The organism is Nocardia sp. NPDC052112 (genome assembly GCF_040680135.1).
Taxonomy (GTDB): Bacteria; Actinomycetota; Actinomycetes; order Mycobacteriales; family Mycobacteriaceae; genus Nocardia.
The window spans coordinates 14,805-32,597 of sequence record NZ_JBFAWD010000017.1; the positions used below are offsets into that span (position 1 = coordinate 14,805).

Here is a 17,793-nt window from a genome sequence, read left to right on the forward strand (position 1 = left end):
GTAGTCGCCGATGGCGGTGTCCTGTTCCTCGGGACTGTTGGATGGATACGTAACAACCTGACCTGCCCTACCTTGCAGGGTTCCAGTTCTGGTGGCTAACTGACGGCCTTTACGAAAGGCTGATCATCATGCCGCGTTCCTACCCCCCAGAGTCCCGTGCGCGAGCGGTCGCGCTGGTGCGTGCTGGCAAGCCGGCCAAGCAGACGGCCGTCGATTTGGGCATTCACCCGGTGACGCTGTCGAAATGGATGCGCTAGGCCGATGTCGACGAGGGGACCAAACCGGGCACCAGCACGAGTGAGTCGGCTGAACGCCGAATCCGGTTGCTGGAGTAGGAAAATGAGGTCCTCAAACGGGCCGACGCCTACTTCGCGCAGGCGAACCTGCCGGGAAAAGTGACTCTTCTATGCCCGGTGTCGAGCCGCAGCGGCGCTGGCTTGGAGTTGTCGGAACACTGCGCGACAGTCGTAGCGTTCGAGGATCCGGCGGATTTTCCGGATACCGAACGGGCGAACGAGTATCAATTCTGTGTAATCGAGGCTCGTCGTTGTCGTGTGTCGTCGGCTGTTCGCAGGCACGCGATGGGTGCGGAGTAGCCCGATAGGGGTCTACCACCGGGAATTGTGCTCGGCGGGGGCGCTGGTGAATGTTCCCACCAGCCGGTTTCGTGAACCCGGGTGGAGCAGGCGGGCGGCGCTGACCAATCCTCTCGCCGACCAGGTTCGCCGTCGGATCAGTAGACACGGTTCCGAGCGTTCGAGGCGAAGTCGGCGGCATTCTTCGGCGGTGCCGAGGATCGCCTCGACGATGTGTTCACCACGCGCCAGGGGAGCGATCACGCTCAGATAGTTGTTCGGTGTTTGCAGTGTGAAATCCTGATCGAGATATCCCGGCGCCTCGCGCGGATTGACGTAGCGGTCTTCGAGCTGAATGGGGGTGTCGTCTTCGAAATGCACCACCAGCGAATGAAAGACCGGGCCGCGCAGTTCGTCACCAATGATCGAAAGAGCTGGATCGGCCTGCTCCTCACGCAAGTAGATCACCTCCGTCCGGTGACGATGGCCCCGCTTTTGGATCTCGTCGGCGATATTCTTCACCTCGAACAGTGAAGACACGGACTTCGACGGGGCAACGAATGTGCCGACGCCCGCTCTGCGCACGATCAGACCGTTTACGGTGAGGTCGCGCAGCGCTCGATTGATTGTCATACGAGACAACCCGAGGGCGGCGACGAGTTGGTTTTCCGAGGGCAGCTGAAAGCCCTCGCACCAGCGGCCCGAGGTGATCTGCGAGACGATCAGGTTCTTCACGCGCTCGTACGCGGGAGCCGATTCGTTCCCGACGCCGCTGAACAATTCGGCGAGCTGTGTGTCGACTTCCGCAATCGCCATTACGCGCCCTTCTCCCTTGATATCACGTTGACCTCGCCATACCGCCGCCGCGGGTAATGGGGCGTACCAGCGCGAATGCCATGCTCACACATAATTTCCACTATCTGGACATGGCTCGCATTTGGCGAGTCGCAACGGATAGTGCCGCCAGATCCCGCTTGTCGGACTCCGCGATGGCGTCCAGAACACTCTGGGTACGTTGTAACAGGGAGGTATTGCGCTGCTCCCATTCGGCGATCTTGTCAGCAGCGGTATCCTCGCCGGGACTGACGGCGAGGATGTCGGAGCATATTGCGCGGACGGTGTCGTAGAGTTCGTCGCGTAGCGACAGGCGAGCCAGTGCGTTCCACCTGTCTTCCTTCCGGAGCTGAGATACCTGGACAAGCAGGGGCACGAGCCTGACTCGTTCGCACAGCGAATAGTACAGCTCGGCGACCTCATGGGCGTCCCTGCCTGCAAGGTCGGCAATCTCCACGATGTCGAGCAGGCCGAATTGGTCGAGCTGTAGCTGTACAGCGTGGGCGAGCCCACTCGGAACTCCCCGCGCGATCATCGCGGTGGTGCGCGTGGTCAGGCTGCGTGCATCGCTGCCGCGCAGCCAGCTGCCGATATATGGAGTGAGTTCCGCGATTCGATCCCGGAAGCGATCGATCTCTGCGTGAACCTTCAGCGGTTGCGGTCTGCGCGTGAGCATCCAGCGCGCGGATCGATCCAACAGCCGCCGGACACAGAGTGTCAGGTCATTGGCGATCTCGGTGTCGAGCCCGCTTTCTCGAATGGTGCGCCACAGGTCAGGTAGTTGGAAGATCTCCGACACGATCGCGAATGCCCGCACGGCGTCGGCGCTTGTGGCGCCGACTTCCTCGTGGAGTCTGAACGCGAAGGTAATGCCACCACGGTCGACGACCCTGTTGGTGAGTGCGGTGGCAACGATCTCGCGGCGCAGCGGATGCTGGTCGACCGCCGTTCCGAAGACTTCGCGCAGTTGCTCGGGGAAGTAGTCGGAGAGCACATCGGAGAAGTCGGAAAGATCGGGGAGATCACTCAACAGCAGCTCGGCCTTCAGCGTGAGTTTCGTATGTGCCGCAAGGATTGCCAGCTCCGGCGACGTGAGACCCTGCCCTGATCGCTGCCGCGCGGCGATGTCCTTCGTGGTCGGCAATACTTCGATCGCACGATCCACGCCGTGGTTGTGCACCAGGTGAGCGATCAATCGGCCGTGCACGCCGACCGAAGATGCTGCGGTGGCCCTGCTGAAGCCCATTAGGTCGTTCTGGGAGTCGTTGTCCGCGAGCACCAGCCGCAGGACTTCGGGGGCCATCGCAGCCAGCAACGGCGCACGTTGGTCGATCGAGAGCCTTCCCGCCCCGATCAGTGCGTCCAGCAGGATCTTGATGTTGACCTCGTGATCGGAGCAGTCCACCCCCGCCGAATTGTCGAGAGCGTCGGTGTTGACCCGGCCGCCCGCGTGGGAGTACTCGATCCGACCCAGCTGGCTGCAGCCGAGATTGCCGCCTTCACCGACAACGCGGGCCCGGAGTTCCGTCGCGTCGATCCGGACACCGTCGTTGCTCTTGTCTCCGACGTCAAGATGCGATTCGGTGCTCGCTTTCACATAGGTGCCGATCCCGCCGTTCCACAGCAGATCGACGGGGGCGCGCAGGATCGCCTGCACCAGTTCCGGCGGTGGCAACTCGGTGATTCCATCGCCCAAGCCGAGTGCTTCGCGCACCTGGTGACTGATGGGCACCGCCTTACTCGAACGCTCCCACACCCCGCCGCCGGGGGAGATCAGGTGGGCCGAGTAGTCCTTCCACGACGACCCCGGCAGCGCGGCCAGACGTTCGCGTTCGGCGAACGAGACCGCGGCCTCCGGGTTCGGATCGAGAAAGACATGCCGGTGGTCGAACGCCGCCACCAGCCGGATGTGTCGGCTGAGCAGCATTCCGTTGCCGAATACGTCGCCGCTCATGTCGCCGATCCCGGCGACGGTGAAATCTTGCGACTGCGGGTCGATACCCATTTCCCGAAAATGTTGCCGCACACTCTCCCACGCACCCTTAGCCGTGATCCCGAGAGATTTGTGGTCGTATCCGACCGAACCTCCGGATGCGAACGCGTCTGCCAACCAGAATCCGTATTGTGCTGCAACATCATTGGCGATATCGGAGAAGGTGGCGGTGCCTTTGTCCGCTGCGACGACGAGATAGGCGTCGGGGCCGTCATAGCTGACGACTCGGCGGGCGGGGACGACTGCACCGCTGACGACGTCGACATTGTCGGTCAGGTCCAGTAGCCCGCTGATGAAGAGGCGATAGCAGCGGATGCCCTCGGCCCGGTAGGCGTCCCGATCCGCTGGGGCAGACGCTGCGGCGGGTGGGCGTTTGACCACGAACCCGCCTTTGGCTCCGACTGGCACGATGACCGAGTTCTTTACCGCTTGCGCCTTGGCCAGTCCCAGTACCTCGGTGCGGAAGTCCTCCTTTCGGTCGGACCAGCGCAGCCCGCCGCGTGCGACGCGGCCGAAGCGCAGATGCACCCCTTCCATCCACGGCGAATACACGAAGATCTCGAACCGCGGTCGGGGCTGTGGCAGTTGTGTGATCCTGTGGGATTCCAACTTGAAGGACAGGAACTCGCGGTCGGACGGTTCGCCGCCCGTCGGTGTGCGGACGAAGAAATTTGTCCGGACGGTCGCGTGGATCAGGTCGAGGAAGGCGCTCAAGATGCGGTCGGCGTCGAGACTGAGCACCGCGCCGATCTCATTATTCAGGTTTTGCAGCAAGGGTTCGATGGGTCGGGGCTCCGGAATTTCGGGGTCGAACCGCGACAGGAACAGATCCACGAGCATCCGGGTGATGCCGCCATGCTCGCCGAGCACCCCGGCTATGTGTGGGAGGCTGTAGGGGAAAGCTGCCTGTCGAAGGAAATTAGCGTAGGCGCGCAGCACGCTCACCTCACGCCAGCCGAGTCCGGCGCGTGGCACCAATTCGTTGAAACTGTCCGCCTCCGCTCGAACATCCCAGATCGCGGCGATGGCGTCGGTGCACCGCGCTGCGAACCCGGGCTCCATCGGTGTTGCCTCGGACGATTCGGAAGTCGGGAATCGAATCGCGAACTCGTATATCCAGCAGCGCAGTCCGCTGCCGTTCTCGACCGTGTACGGCCGTTCTTCGAGTACGTCCATGCCCAAACTCCCGAGGATCGGGAGCACTTCGCTCAGTGACGCCCGGCGCCCCCCGACGTAGAGGGTGAGCAGCCATTCGCCCGCTGCGCGGTCGATGCCGCGACTCATGCGCAGATCGATCCCGCCAGGGCGCAGCCGCTCGAGGACGGCGGGATCCGCCGACGCTCGAGCCCGCTCCGGAACGATCGAGATGGGATTCATGGCAACACCTTCCGCGCGGATACGTCGTGCAATTACGGGAAACGCTTGACACTGACTTGTCTATACAGGACTATACATTTCAGTTGGCGAAGCGTGAACCAGCGCACACCTGGGATGCGAAGTGGAATACGCCACACTGATCCGCCCGCTTCTGTTGAGCCGACCCGCTGATCTGTCCGAACTGACCACGAGGAGTACCCGATGACGACCGCCGACCCCGCTGCCGCACCCGTCGCGCGACTCGTATCCGCACCGCGCGGGCGCGAACTGAACACGCTGGGATGGCAGCAGGAGGGTGCCCTGCGGATGCTGATGAACAATCTGGACCCCGACGTGGCAGAGCATCCGGACGAGTTGGTCGTCTATGGCGGCACGGGCAAGGCGGCACGGAGCTGGGAAGCGTTCGATGCGATGGTCCGCACCCTGCGAACCTTGAAGTCGGACGAAACCATGCTGGTGCAGTCGGGCAAGCCGGTCGGTGTCTTCCGCACCAACGAATGGGCGCCGCGCGTACTCATCGCGAACTCGAACCTCGTGGGTGACTGGGCGAACTGGGAAGAGTTCCGCCGCCTCGAGGACCTCGGCTTGACAATGTATGGGCAGATGACGGCAGGCTCGTGGATCTACATCGGCACCCAGGGCATCCTGCAGGGTACCTACGAGACGTTCGGCGCCGTCGCGCGAAAGTTGGCGGCATCGGATCGCTTCCCGGACAGTGACGGCACGCTGGCGGGCACGATCACGCTGACCGCAGGACTCGGCGGAATGGGAGGCGCCCAGCCGCTGGCCGTCACGATGAACGGTGGCGTTGCGATCTGTGTCGACTGCGACATGACTCGCATCGATCGCCGTATCGCCCACAAATATCTCGACACCAAGGCAGTCGACATCGCTGAAGCGCTTCGGCTGGCCATCGAGGCACGCGATGCCAAGCGGCCGCTGTCAATCGGCCTGGTAGGCAATGCGGCAGAGATCTTTCCGCAGCTGCTGGAGATGGACGCGCCCATCGACATCGTGACCGACCAGACCTCGGCACATGATCCGCTGGCATACCTGCCGACCGGAATCGCCTTCGGCGATATGAAGGCGATGGCCGAGAAGGACCCCGCCAAGTACACCGATGACGCCCGTGCGTCGATGGCGATCCAGGTGCGGGCGATGGTCGGGTTCCTTGATCGAGGAGCGGAGGTCTTCGATTACGGCAATTCGATCCGCGACGAGGCCCGCAAGGCAGGGTACGACCGGGCTTTCGACTTCCCCGGTTTCGTGCCCGCCTACATCCGCCCGCTGTTCGAGGAGGGCTTGGGCCCGTTCCGATGGGCGGCACTGTCAGGTGATCCCAAGGATATCGAGGCCACCGACAAGGCGATCCTCGAGCTGTTTCCGGATAACGCGCACCTGCGTCGATGGATCGAAATGGCGGGAGAAAAGGTCGCGTTCGAGGGACTTCCCGCGCGAATCTGCTGGCTCGGATACGGCGAACGACATCTGGCGGGGCTGAAGTTCAACGAGATGGTGGCCTCCGGTGAATTGTCCGCGCCTATTGCGATCGGGCGCGATCACCTGGACTCGGGTTCGGTGGCTTCGCCGTATCGCGAAACCGAGTCGATGGTGGACGGGTCCGATGCCATTGCCGACTGGCCGCTACTGAATGCTCTGGTGAACACCGCGTCCGGCGCATCGTGGGTTTCGATCCACCACGGCGGCGGCGTCGGCATGGGTCGTTCCATCCACGCGGGACAGGTGTGCATCGCCGATGGAACCGAGCTTGCCGCGCAGAAACTCGCCAGGGTACTGACCAATGATCCGGGGATGGGGGTGATCCGGCACGCTGATGCCGGCTATCACTACGCGAACGACGTCGCCAAGAAGCGCGGTGTGCGTGTCCCGATGACCGAGGGCTGAGTGATGCCATCTACCGTGCTCACTGGGTGGCGACTTTACTGCCAGCCGCCGACTACTCGATCCACAACAGCCATCCGGACGCGCGGGCGCTGCTCGACGCCGGCGTCGCCGTCGCGCTGGGCGCCGACTGCAACCCGGGTACCTCGTACACAACAAGCCTGCCCTTCTGGATCGCGCTCGCGGTGCGGGACATGCATATGACTCCGGAGGAAGCCGTGTGGTCCACCACCGCGGGTGGGGCGCTGCGGCACACCGATATCGGGGCATTGCTTCTCGGAACGAGTGCGGATGCCATTGCGTTGGGCGCGCCCGCTGACCTGCACCTGGCCTACCGACCCGAAGTCCGGCCGACCCACAGCGGATGGATGGCCGGACAGCCGGTCTATTCCGCAGCATGTTGAGCGGCCCGAGCCGAGACAAGGAGACCGAGACGATGAAGTTACCGATCCCGGTGACGACTCCGCCGCATCTATGGACCGGTCGTGACGACGGCCGCGGTGACGGGCATCTGCGGTGGCATCACGTGGTTGAACCGTATCTCCCCGGCGCTGAGCCCGCCGCCTGCGTCATCGTCGGCTTTGCCAGCGACGAAGGCGTGCACCGTAACAAGGGCCGCCGAGGCGCGGCGGCCGGACCGCACGCCTTGCGGCAGGCGCTGTCCTCGATGGCACTCCCCGGACCGATTCGCGCGCTCGACGCAGGCACCGTCGAGGTGGGCCACGGCGGGTTGACCGCAAGCCAGCACAAGCTCGGCTCGATGGTGACCGATGTGCTCGACTCGGGGCATTTTCCGGTTGTGCTGGGCGGCGGTCACGAGGTGGCATTCGGTACCTACCAGGGCCTGGCGAATTCGGTACTGCGGACTGCGCAGTCACGCATCGGCATCCTCAACCTCGACGCGCACTTCGATCTCCGGCCTGATCCAATTCCCTCCTCCGGCACACCGTTCCGGCAGATCTTCGAGGTAGCGGCCGAGACCGGGACGGCTGTCGAGTACGCTGTCCTCGGCATCAGCCAACCCAGCAATACGGCAGCCTTGTTCGACGCTGCGGACCGACTCGGTGTGAGTTACCTGCTCGACGACGAATGCGGTGTCGCCGATCACGCCGGGGTGCGGGATTTCGTCCACGACTTCCTTGCCGGGGTCGACCTTGTCTATCTCACCATCGACCTCGATGTACTTCCCGCTGCGGTGGCGCCCGGGGTCAGTGCGCCTGCAGCATTCGGGGTGTCTCTGGAAACCGTCCAGCTCGTAGTCGACCAGGTGGCCGCGAGCGGGAAACTCGCGGTGTGTGACGTGGCCGAACTCAATCCGTCGCTCGACATCGACAGCCGCACGGCGCGCACCGCGGCCCGGCTGATCCACCGCGTCGTCACCAAGCGGACATCGTTACAGGAGCTCTCATGACCGACAAGGTGGTATTGGACGGGCGCGGACTGACCGTTGAACGTCTGATGGAACTGGCTGCGGCGCCGATCCAGGTCGTGCCGGATGCGTCGGGTCTCGCGCTGGTGCGGAAATCGTGGGAAGCGGCGGTGCGGATCGCCCAGCGCCGACCGGTCTACGGCCGTACCACCGGCGTCGGCGGCAACCGCGAGGACACCATCGCCGACGGTGTCGAGCAGGATCTGCGGTTGCTGCGCAGCCACGCCACCGGATCTGGTAGGTATCTGTCCAACAGCGTCGTGCGCGCCTCGATGGTTGTCCGGATCAATCAGATCCTCAATGGTGGGTCCGGCATGCACCCGGACATCGTCGCGGCGCTGACGGACGGCGTCGCCGCCGATGCCCTGCCTTTGGTCCATTCCCGCGGCGCTATCGGCACCGGCGATCTCAGTGCTTTCTCCGAGATCGCGCTCGGCCTGATGGGCGATATCCCGTTGAGCAACGGCCGAGCCGAGCGGCGCTGGACCCCGCACCAAGGCGACGCGCTGCCGCTGGTCTCGACCAACGCGATGACGGTCGCGATCGCGGCCGCGGCGTCGGAGCGGGTGACCAACTGGCTCGAGCACTGCCTGATCGTCAGCGTGCTGTCGCTGATCGCGACCCGAAGCTCCGCGGAGCCGTTCGCAGCTCGAGTTCAGGCCGCGCGGCCGTACCACGGCCAAGAGGAGGTCGCACAGCGGGTTCGCGCATTGCTTGCCGGACAGCTGCGCACGCCCGCACGAGTGCAGGATTCCTACGGCTTCCGCGCGATCGCGCCTATTTTCGGTGCGACCTGGCAAGCGGTGCAGCGGCTGCAGATGACTCTTGCTGTCGAAATGAACTCGGCCACCGAGAATCCACTGATCAGCGTCGACGATGACGAGGTGTTCCACAACGGCAATTTCCACGGCATGCCGATCGCGCTCGCCGTGGACGAGTTGAAGCTCGCCGTCGCCAGCACCGCCCTGCTGTCCCAATGCCGATTGGCCAACCTGACCGACCCCACGGTAACCGGGCTGCGCCCCTTTCTTGCCGACGGACCCGCCGGCAGCAGTGGCGTCATGCTCCTGGAGTACACCGTGGCCGCGGCGATCGCCGAGATCAGGGCGGCGGCCGCCCCTGGCTCGCTTGGGCACACGGTCATTTCGCGAGGAACCGAAGACCACGCCAGCTTCGCGTCACAGGCCGCGACCCAACTCACGGACATTCTCGAGCAGGCGACAGTGGTCCTGGCGTGCGAGTTGATCTCCGCGGTGCGTGCGTTGGGTCAGCAGGGTAATGAGATCGACCTCGCCACTCCGCTTGGCGCCTACCTGCGCCGAGTCCGCAACCAACTCGATTCGCGCGTGGCTGATCGGCCACTCAGCGCGGATCTGAAAGCGGCCACGGAATTTCTGCACAAACCCGCGCGCAGCGCTCTAGACAACTCGGGTGGTCCTGCGTCCGAGCCGACCGGAAAGTAGTACGCCCATGATCACTTTCGAAAACGTAAGCAAGGCCTACCCGGACGGTACGGTAGCGGTCGATCAACTGAATCTGGAATGTCCGACCGGCAAGATCACGGCTCTGGTCGGTCCGTCCGGGTGCGGGAAGACCACCTCGTTGCGGATGATCAACCGCCTCATCGAACCCACCTCGGGAACAATATCGCTGCACGGAGAATCGACCGCAGCGATGGATCCCGCGCTACTGCGGCGCAGGATCGGCTACGTCATCCAGAACGCGGGCCTCTTTCCGCATCGGACCATCATCGACAACATCGCCACTATGCCGAGGCTGCTCGGCAAGACCCGGCGAGAAGCCCGCAAACGCGCGACCGAACTGCTCGACGTGGTCGGCCTGGCGGCGAATTTCGGGGATCGATATCCCTGGCAGCTATCCGGTGGTCAGCAGCAACGGGTCGGCGTCGCCCGCGCGCTGGCGGCCGACCCCGCGTTCATGTTGATGGACGAGCCTTTCAGCGCGGTGGATCCGGTAGTCCGGACACAGCTGCAGGACGAATTCCTCCGGCTGCAGGAACACATCGGCAAGACCATTATCGTGGTCACCCACGACATCGATGAAGCTTTGAAGCTGGGTGATCAGGTCGCGGTGTTGCGCACCGGAGGCCGCCTCGCCCAAACCGCCACTCCGCATGAACTCCTCACCCAACCGGTGGACGAGTTCGTCGCCGATTTCGTCGGCCGGGACCGCGGATATCGATCGCTCGGGTTCGCCTCTGTCGATGGAACGCTGGAGACCACAGACGAGCCCACGGCGCGACTCGGAGACTCCGCAGACACTGTCGCCTCGCAGGCACGCGGCGAGTGGCTCCTGATCATCGATGAGAACAACAGGCCGATCGGCTGGGTACGACCACATTCCATCACCGGCCGGATCACCTCCGGTGATCTCAACTTCAGTGGTACCACGGCGAGTGCGCACGGAACTCTGCGCGCTCTACTCGACGCGGCACTCTCCGCGCCGAGCAAACGCGGCGTCGTGGTGGACCGCCACGGCGCTTTGGTAGGCACGGTGACCGCGGCCGCCGCCGTGGCGGCGATCGAGAACTCCGACCGGCTGGACGCGGAGGTACCGTCGAAATGAACTTCGAATGGCTCGGGCGCCAATCCGGCCACATCATCGACCTTGTCGGTTGGCACGTCGTACTTTCGGTAGCCCCACTGGTCGTCGGGCTGATCATTGCGTTACCGATCGGATGGGTCGCACATCGTAGCCGTCGGCTGCATCCCTACGTTGTGGGAACGGCGGGCCTGTTCTATACCGTCCCGTCGCTCGCCTTGTTTGTCATGATGCCGTTGATTCTGGGCACCAAGATCCTCGACCCGATGAACGTCATCGTTTCGCTGACCATCTACACGGTCGCGCTCCTCGTCCGCGTGGTCGCCGACGCCCTCGATGCGGTGCCACCGGAAACAGTCCTCGCGGCGACCGCAATGGGTTACCGGCCGTATCAAACGCTGTTGCTGGTCCAGTTACCGATCGGTGTGCCCGTGATCAGCGCGGGCCTGCGGGTCGCGGTCGTCTCGAACGTCAGCCTGGCATCGCTTGCCGCGCTCCTCGGCATTCCCCAGGTCGGAACACTATTCACCCAGGGCTTTCAGCTCCGGTTCTACACACCGATCATCACGGGCATCGTGTTGTGCCTGCTGCTCGCCCTCGTCCTGGATCTGCTCGTCGTGCTGGGCAACCGGCTGCTCACGCCCTGGACCCCGAAGGTGGTCGCATCATGATCGATTGGCTGCTGGATCCCGCCCACTGGAGTGGACCCGACGGAATACCGACCCTTGTCTATCAACATCTCCTGTACACATTTATGGCGTTGCTCGTCGCGGCGGCACTCGCCGTTCCCCTCGGCCTCTACATCGGCCATACCCGGCGCGGCGCGGTGGTCATCGCCGGACTGGCGAACTCGTTGCGCGCCCTGCCGACCATAGGCCTGCTGATCTTGCTGGTACTGGTCATTGCACCGTCCTTCACGACGAAGCTGGCCTACCTCGTGCCCAGCCTCATCGTGCTGATTCTCCTCGCCATTCCCCCGATTCTGACCAATACGTACGCGGGCGTCACAACCGTCGACGCCGCTGCCGTGGACGCCGCCCGCGGCATGGGGTTCCGGTCTCTCCGAATCCTCTTCGAAGTGGAAATCCCGTGCGCCATGCCGTTGATCCTGTCCGGTATTCGCAGTGCCGTACTCCAGCTCATCTCGACCGCGACAGTGGCGGCCTACATCTCCCTGGGCGGTCTCGGTCGGTTACTGATCGACGGCAAGGCGCAAAGCAACTACGCAATGATGGCGGCCGGTGCTGTTCTCGTCTCACTGCTGGCGCTCGTCTTCGACCTGGGTATCGGATTCGGAGCCACCCGCCTGGTGTCGCCAGGCCTGACGCGCCGCAACAGCAAAGCGCGCCGGAATCCAGCTCTGCCGCCGCGACCTGCCACCGCATGATTCGAGGAACGTTCGCATGAAGAAAACGCTCATCGCCGGAATTACCGCCTGTGCGCTCGTCGCGCTCACAGCGTGTGGAATCGGCAAGGACCCGTTCTCCACCGAGGCCGGCTCGGGCAGTTCGGGCAATGCCATTGTGGTCGGCTCCGCCGACTTTCTGGAGAGCCAACTGATCGCAACCATCTACGTCGAAGCGTTGCGTGCCAAGGGAGTGGAGGTCAAGGAGAAGCCGAATATCGGTAGCCGTGAACTTTACATACCGGCGATCAAGGACGGCTCTATCGACTTGATCCCGGAATACTCCGGCGCCTTGCTGCAATACCTGAACCCCGACACCACCGCGACGACACCAGACGAAGTCATCGCAGCTCTGCAGACGGAACTGCCAAAGGGGCTCATAAATCTCGATCCCGCGCCAGCAGAGGACAAGGATGTCTTGGCCGTTCGTGAGGGGACGGCCAAGACATACTCGCTGAAGAGAATCGAAGATCTGGTGCCACACGCGGGGGAATTGATCCTTGGTGGCCCACCCGAGTGGAAAACACGGAAGAACGGCGTCGCCGGTCTGAAAGCGGTCTATGGATTGACCTTCAAGGACTTTCTAGCGCTCGATGCCGGCGGACCGCTGACGCTGAACGCATTGACCAGCGGACAAATTCAGGTTGCCGATGTGTTCAGTACCGACCCCGCACTGAAAAACGAGAAACTGGTTGCACTCACCGACACCAAACAACTGTTCCTGGCCGAAAACATCACACCGATCGCGAACCACGCCAAGGTAACCGACGAAGTACGTAGCATCCTGAACGAGGTATCGGGCGAACTGACGACCGAAGATCTCATCGCGATGAACGCGCGCGTCGCCAACCTCGACGACATGCACGATATCGCCAAGGATTGGCTGGCCTCCCGAAACTTGCCGTGAGAACGGGCGTGCTTGCCCTTAGCGTCGTGGTCGCCGTCGATCCGATAGTGCGGCGGTCCGCCCCATCCAGATCTGTCCCAGGCCGCGGTCCGGATATCGAGGGCACAGACCAGCTGCTTGTACTGAGCACCACCGCGACGATCGCGTCGCGGTGGTGCGGCGGCGAGGCGGCCAGCGAGGTTCTGTTGACCGCAAGCGCCGTCGGGTTGGCGTCCTGCCCGTTGCCGCCGACGTAGTTCGGGAGTAGCTGACCGCCCGAGCGGGGTGACTCGCGCAGGTCCCAGATGGTTTGGGCGCGAGCGAGTTTGTGGTCGAGGCCGCCGAAGGGGCGCTCGAACTTCACCAATGGCGCGAGGTCGCGGTATTTCGGGATGCGGCGTTCGGTCACCGGCTCGGATTCTCCTGTTGCTCGGCGATATTCGGGCGGCCATTGGGGGCCCGCAGCCGGAGTGAGCGCATGCCGCCGTCTACTTCCAGCATGACGCCGGCGGTCGAAGCCGCGTGTGGTCCGGCGAGATACAACCCGGATCGGTCAGTGGATGTCGCGCGCGTGCCGGTCCGGTGGGGGAGGGGATTCCAGCTCGGCGAGGTATGCGGAAGCGGTGTCGGCTTCGGGTACGCCGAGACGGCGATAGATCTCGGCGGCGCGGCGAAGCTCGGTCACGGCTGTGGAAGCGTCGCCGAGGCGGACCCTGCTGCGTGCGGAACCGTCGAGAGCGCGGGCCTGTTCGCGTTGGCTGCCGATTTCGCGGGCCAGTCCGACGGCATCGGTGAAGGCGGTCAACGCCTTGGCCGGTTCACCGGCAGCGAGCAACACTGTCCCGATTTCGTTGAGTGCCGCGGCTTCACCAGAGCGGTGCCCGAGCTCGCGGAAGAGGAGGAGGGCATGTTGGTGCAAATCGGCGGCCTGCGCATGGTCTCCGGTCCGCTGGCGCACGAGGCCGAGGTTGTTGAGGGCGTTGGCTTCGCCGAGGCGGTTGCCGAGTTCCCGATGGAGGGCCAGAGCGTGCTGTTGTAACTCGGCGGCCTGCGCATAGTCGCCGGTGCGCATGCGCATGAGTCCGAGGTTGGTGAAGCTGTTGGCTTCGCCGAGGCGGTTGCCGAGTTCTCGATGCAGGATCAGGGCCTGCTCATGTAGGCCGGCGGCCTGCGCATAGTTGCCGGTCCGCTGGCATACGAAACCGAGGTTGTTGAGGGCGTTGGCTTCGCCGAGGCGGTAGCCGAGTTCCCGATGGAGGGCCAGAGCGTGCTGTTGTAACTCGGCGGCCTGCGCATAGTCGCCGGTTTGCATGCGCACGAGGCCCAGATTGCCGAGACTGTTCGCTTCGCCGAGGCGGTTGCCGATCTCCCGGTACACCTCCAGGGCCTGTTGGTGCAGGTCCGTGGCCTGCTCGTGGTCTGCGGTCCGCAGGAATACCAGGCCGAGATTGCCGAGGCTGTTTGCTTCGCCTTGGCGGTTGCCGATTTCTCGGTAGCGGCCAAGTGCCTGTTGGTACAGGGCGGCGCTCTCGCTATGGTCTCCGGTGTCTTTGCGTAGGTTGCCAAGGCTGACAAGGGTGTTGGCCTCGCCGAGGCGGTTGCTGATTTCGCGGTAGCGGCCGAGCGCCCGCTGGTACAGGTCGGCAGCCTGCCCGTAAGCCCCGGTTCGCCAGTGTGTGTCGCCAAGGGCACCAAGGGCGTTGGCGTGCGCGAGCCGGTCACCGAGATGTTCACTGGCGTCGGCGGCGCGCTGGTGCAAGTCCCGCGCCAGCGGCCAGGGTCCGTCGCGTTGCAATAATCCAGCCACCACTTCGGTCAAGGTGACCATCCGGCCAGGGTCGCGGCCGGTCGTGTGTTCCAGGCAGGCCAGCAGGTTCGCGCGTTCCCTGCGCATCCATGCCAATGCCCGCATCTCCCCGAATTCCGGCACTTCGCCACCACCTGTGGCGTCGGTGGTGGGGCGAGTTTGGCGTGTCAGTCGCGCATCCGCGGCAGCGGCGGTGTGCTGGTAGTAGTTCAGCAGCCGATCCACCGCGTCGATGTTGTCATCTGCCGCATCTGTGGTGGTGAGCGTACGGGCATAGACGCGCAGCAGATCGTGCAAGCGGTAGCGGCCCCGCGCCGTTTCGTCGAGGAGGTGGTCGCGGTACAGAGCCTGCAATTCCCGCCGCGCCGTCGTGACATCGACCCCGGCCAGTGCCGCGGTGGCGGAAGCGTCAAGATCCGGGCCCGGGTGCAGGCCCAAGCGGCGAAACAGCAATCGTCGCTCAGGTGGCAATTCCCGGTAGGACAGGTCGAATGCGGCGCGGACGACCGAGTCATCGGCATCGAGTTCTGCCAGCCGGTCCGTCGCCGCTTCGAATTCCTCAGCCAGCTCGGTGATTTCGGCTGTCGTCCAGTCCGGGTGGTGCGCAATGCGTCCGGCCACCAGCACGACCGCCAGCGGTAGACATCCACACAACCCGGCGATTCGCCGCGCCACGTCTCGCTCGCTGTCGTCAGGAGAGGCACGATGGGCGACCGTGCGAAACAGGTCCGCGGCTGCGTCCAGGTCGAGAACCCTCAGCGCCAGTGGTTGCATATCCTTCAGCAAGAGCAGGCGCCGGCGGCTGGTAACCAGAGTCAGGCAGTCGGGTCCACTCGGGACGAGTGGCTCGATCTGACCCCGATCGGCCGCATCGTCGAGCACGATCAGTACCTTCTTCGTGGCCAGCCGGTTACGCCACAGATCTCGGCGCCCGGTCAGGGTGTCGGGAATGTTTCGCGGATCCAGCCCCAACTCGAGCAACATCCCGGCCAATACATCCGACGGATCTGCGGCCTGTCGTCCGGAAGTGTGTGCGTGCAACTCGACGAAGTACTGCCCATCCGGGAAACGCGCCGCCAGCTCGTGTGCTGCGCGGACGGCCAGCGTCGTCTTCCCGACGCCGGCCAAACCGTCGATCGCGTAAATCGACACCACCTGCCCGCCACTGGCTGCGGCCAGAATCTGCCGCAGCTCCCGATCACGTCCCAGGACCGCACGCGAATCGGCGGGAAGGCTGGATGTGATCGGCTGCCGCGGCGGTGGCGTAGCCTCGTGGTGGTGGACGCCGGCGTTGATGGTGCCGGTGTTGTCGCCGACCACGTTCACCTGCTGGGCGTGGTCGCGGGCCTCGAACTCGGGCACCGGAAATTCCTTGATCAGTTGATATTGATCGTGCCGGTATTGTCGCCGCGGATATTGACCTGCTTGGCGGTGTCGTAGGCGGTCGCAATGAATGCTTCGACGGTCCGGTCCTGTTTTGCGGTGGCCACAAGGTGCCGGAGTTCGGCGGCGAAGACGGGATCGGACCGGATGGCCGAGGTGATCACCTCCGCTGCGGCCATCTGGTTCTCCGGTGTCGGGTCCTGATCCAAAGCGGCTAGGGCAGTGGGGGTTTCAGCATCACCACCGAACTTTTCGGCGATCAGTTCGCGGAGCCGGGTCACGGCGTGCCAACTGCCGGCAGCCGCGGTCTGGGCGAGTTGTTCGCCGAACTTCGATGCGAGCAGCGCTGCTGCCGCGATGCCCAGTGACACCGGATCGATCATTCCCCTGCCTCCTGAATCCTTCAGCCCGCGACCAACTCCAAGGCTAAGCTGCCCCGCCCACGGTCGTAGTCGAATCCGTCTTTCGCCAACCCGACACGAAACGGTCCGCCGCGGCCCAGCGCGTCGAGCCGCAAGCGGTCGAGACAGCCACAGCCACAACAAGTTCCACTGTCCAGTTCGCTTTGGCATGCATCAGCAGTCAGCACGTCGAGCCCCCACTGGTGTCCTGGTCCTGGCCGGTTTGTGCGGCTGAGAGTTTCTTGCCGAGTTGTACATGCCGCTAACATGCCCGGCACGGCGGTGCCACCGCTGCGCGTCGTCGACGGGGTGGGGGTCAGCGGTGACTAGTCTGGGATGCCTGCGCCAAACATGCTGTTGCTGGCCGACCGCAACTCCGCCGTCACAGCGTTGATCGAGCAGATCGCCGCGACCGGAGCGCAGTTGCTGATCCGCTGCAACGCCAACCGCAGGCTGGCACCGATCCAGTGGCTGCCCGACGGATCACACCTCGCGCGGATCGGCGCAGTACAAGTGTGGGTGATCGACGCTGAGATCGTCATGACCCGCGCCGGGGCCCCAAGCTCACCGGCCGCCACCGGCTGATCACCACACTCATCGACCACCACCGGTTCCCGGCATCGGAACTGGTCGCCCTGGACCACCAGCGGTGGGAGATCGAAACCACCTACCTGGAACTGAAATTCAGCATCCTGGGCAACCGAGTACTACGCGCCCGCACACCAGCCGGACTCTCTCAAGAGATCTACGCCCTGCTCACCACATACCAGGCACTACGGCTGGCCATGGCCGACGCCATCGGCGTTCCCACCGACCGAGCCAGCCTCACCGTCTCCCTGCGCACCAGTCTGTGACCAGGTCATCCACGCCGCCGGCGTCACCGCCGACACCACCATCGACCTGGTCGGCACAATCGGCCGCGCCATCCTGTCGGACCCCCACCACCGCGCCGCTCACGAACCAGCCCCCGCGTGGTCAAACGCGCCATCTTCGAACACCGCGCCAAAGGCACCATCGACCGCCGCAGCTACACAACCAGCATCACCGCCTATATCGCGCCTGGTTGACAACCAGGCAACGACGCCAAATGCCACTAGTGCTCGACCTATGACGAGTAGACGCGCGGTCGTCGCCGAGATTGTTGTCCGCACCGGCCATGGCGGCGCCACCACCGTCGGCGCCGAGAAGGAGTTGCTCGGAGGGTAACGGCGTATCGACTGAACGCTTATTGGTCACTGT

12 protein-coding genes and 3 pseudogenes are annotated in these 17,793 nt (G+C 64.2%); 11 read left to right on the plus strand and 4 right to left on the minus strand.

Annotation, left to right across the window (positions count from 1 at the left end; all coding sequences use genetic code 11):
* Window positions 1-128: 128 nt before the first annotated feature.
* Window positions 129-332: pseudogene (locus AB0L58_RS28625) on the plus strand (transposase); the annotation flags it as partial.
* A 276-nt stretch (window positions 333-608) separates the two neighbouring features.
* Here AB0L58_RS28625 and hutC read toward each other — a convergent pair.
* On the minus strand, window positions 609-1,391 hold the full coding sequence (gene hutC / locus AB0L58_RS28630) for a histidine utilization repressor (RefSeq protein WP_364391138.1): 783 nt from the start codon (window positions 1,389-1,391) through the stop codon (window positions 609-611).
* Window positions 1,392-1,491: 100 nt separating this feature from the next.
* Window positions 1,492-4,746 (minus strand): annotated as a pseudogene (locus tag AB0L58_RS28635) (NAD-glutamate dehydrogenase domain-containing protein); the annotation flags it as partial.
* Between the two features lie 234 nt (window positions 4,747-4,980).
* Between AB0L58_RS28635 and hutU the strand changes: the two are divergent.
* The 8 genes and pseudogenes from hutU to AB0L58_RS28675 all read left to right on the plus strand — a co-directional run bounded on the left by hutU (window position 4,981) and on the right by AB0L58_RS28675 (window position 12,984).
* On the plus strand, window positions 4,981-6,684 hold the full coding sequence (hutU, locus tag AB0L58_RS28640; protein WP_364391140.1) for a urocanate hydratase: 1,704 nt from the start codon (window positions 4,981-4,983) through the stop codon (window positions 6,682-6,684).
* Window positions 6,685-6,686: 2 nt separating this feature from the next.
* A pseudogene (locus AB0L58_RS28645) lies at window positions 6,687-7,085 on the plus strand (imidazolonepropionase); the annotation flags it as partial.
* Window positions 7,086-7,117: 32 nt separating this feature from the next.
* Window positions 7,118-8,092, plus strand: a complete 975-nt coding sequence (hutG, locus tag AB0L58_RS28650; RefSeq protein WP_364391142.1) for a formimidoylglutamase — start codon at window positions 7,118-7,120, stop codon at window positions 8,090-8,092.
* Complete coding sequence (locus tag AB0L58_RS28655) at window positions 8,089-9,573, plus strand: aromatic amino acid ammonia-lyase (protein ID WP_364391145.1); 1,485 nt, start codon at window positions 8,089-8,091, stop codon at window positions 9,571-9,573. Before hutG ends, AB0L58_RS28655 begins: the two co-directional genes overlap by 4 nt.
* A 7-nt stretch (window positions 9,574-9,580) precedes the next feature.
* On the plus strand, window positions 9,581-10,696 hold the full coding sequence (locus AB0L58_RS28660; RefSeq protein ID WP_364391147.1) for an ATP-binding cassette domain-containing protein: 1,116 nt from the start codon (window positions 9,581-9,583) through the stop codon (window positions 10,694-10,696).
* Window positions 10,693-11,343 (plus strand): ABC transporter permease subunit, encoded by a 651-nt coding sequence (locus tag AB0L58_RS28665; protein ID WP_364391149.1) that lies wholly within the window; start codon window positions 10,693-10,695, stop codon window positions 11,341-11,343. Before AB0L58_RS28660 ends, AB0L58_RS28665 begins: the two co-directional genes overlap by 4 nt.
* Window positions 11,340-12,059: an ABC transporter permease subunit gene (locus AB0L58_RS28670; RefSeq protein ID WP_364391151.1), complete on the plus strand. Its 720-nt coding sequence runs from the start codon at window positions 11,340-11,342 to the stop codon at window positions 12,057-12,059. The genes AB0L58_RS28665 and AB0L58_RS28670 overlap by 4 nt, the downstream gene beginning before the upstream one ends.
* 16 nt (window positions 12,060-12,075) lie before the next feature.
* Complete coding sequence (locus tag AB0L58_RS28675) at window positions 12,076-12,984, plus strand: ABC transporter substrate-binding protein (RefSeq protein WP_364391153.1); 909 nt, start codon at window positions 12,076-12,078, stop codon at window positions 12,982-12,984.
* 532 nt (window positions 12,985-13,516) lie between these two features.
* On the opposite strand, the gene AB0L58_RS28680 is transcribed toward AB0L58_RS28675, so the two are convergent.
* Window positions 13,517-16,132 (minus strand): tetratricopeptide repeat protein, encoded by a 2,616-nt coding sequence (locus tag AB0L58_RS28680; protein WP_364391155.1) that lies wholly within the window; start codon window positions 16,130-16,132, stop codon window positions 13,517-13,519.
* 14 nt (window positions 16,133-16,146) lie between these two features.
* On the minus strand, window positions 16,147-16,536 hold the full coding sequence (locus AB0L58_RS28685; protein ID WP_364391157.1) for a hypothetical protein: 390 nt from the start codon (window positions 16,534-16,536) through the stop codon (window positions 16,147-16,149).
* Window positions 16,537-16,890: 354 nt separating this feature from the next.
* Here AB0L58_RS28685 and AB0L58_RS28690 point away from each other — a divergent pair, with 354 nt between their 5' ends.
* On the plus strand, window positions 16,891-17,139 hold the full coding sequence (locus AB0L58_RS28690; RefSeq protein ID WP_364391159.1) for a hypothetical protein: 249 nt from the start codon (window positions 16,891-16,893) through the stop codon (window positions 17,137-17,139).
* An 11-nt stretch (window positions 17,140-17,150) separates the two neighbouring features.
* On the plus strand, window positions 17,151-17,408 hold the full coding sequence (locus AB0L58_RS28695) for a hypothetical protein (RefSeq protein ID WP_364391507.1): 258 nt from the start codon (window positions 17,151-17,153) through the stop codon (window positions 17,406-17,408).
* The last annotated feature ends 385 nt before the right edge of the window (window positions 17,409-17,793 follow it).

Excerpts from the sequence above, each read along its gene's own strand:
- AB0L58_RS28685 (WP_364391157.1), bottom strand. The coding sequence starts at position 16,536 with ATGATCGATCCGGTGTCACTGGGCATCGCGGCAGCAGCGCTGCTCGCA.
- AB0L58_RS28660 (WP_364391147.1), top strand. The coding sequence starts at position 9,581 with ATGATCACTTTCGAAAACGTAAGCAAGGCCTACCCGGACGGTACGGTA.
- hutC (WP_364391138.1), bottom strand. The coding sequence starts at position 1,391 with ATGGCGATTGCGGAAGTCGACACACAGCTCGCCGAATTGTTCAGCGGC.
- hutU (WP_364391140.1), top strand. The coding sequence starts at position 4,981 with ATGACGACCGCCGACCCCGCTGCCGCACCCGTCGCGCGACTCGTATCC.
- AB0L58_RS28690 (WP_364391159.1), top strand. The coding sequence starts at position 16,891 with ATGCCTGCGCCAAACATGCTGTTGCTGGCCGACCGCAACTCCGCCGTC.
- AB0L58_RS28675 (WP_364391153.1), top strand. The coding sequence starts at position 12,076 with ATGAAGAAAACGCTCATCGCCGGAATTACCGCCTGTGCGCTCGTCGCG.
- AB0L58_RS28670 (WP_364391151.1), top strand. The coding sequence starts at position 11,340 with ATGATCGATTGGCTGCTGGATCCCGCCCACTGGAGTGGACCCGACGGA.
- hutG (WP_364391142.1), top strand. The coding sequence starts at position 7,118 with ATGAAGTTACCGATCCCGGTGACGACTCCGCCGCATCTATGGACCGGT.
- AB0L58_RS28655 (WP_364391145.1), top strand. The coding sequence starts at position 8,089 with ATGACCGACAAGGTGGTATTGGACGGGCGCGGACTGACCGTTGAACGT.
- AB0L58_RS28665 (WP_364391149.1), top strand. The coding sequence starts at position 10,693 with ATGAACTTCGAATGGCTCGGGCGCCAATCCGGCCACATCATCGACCTT.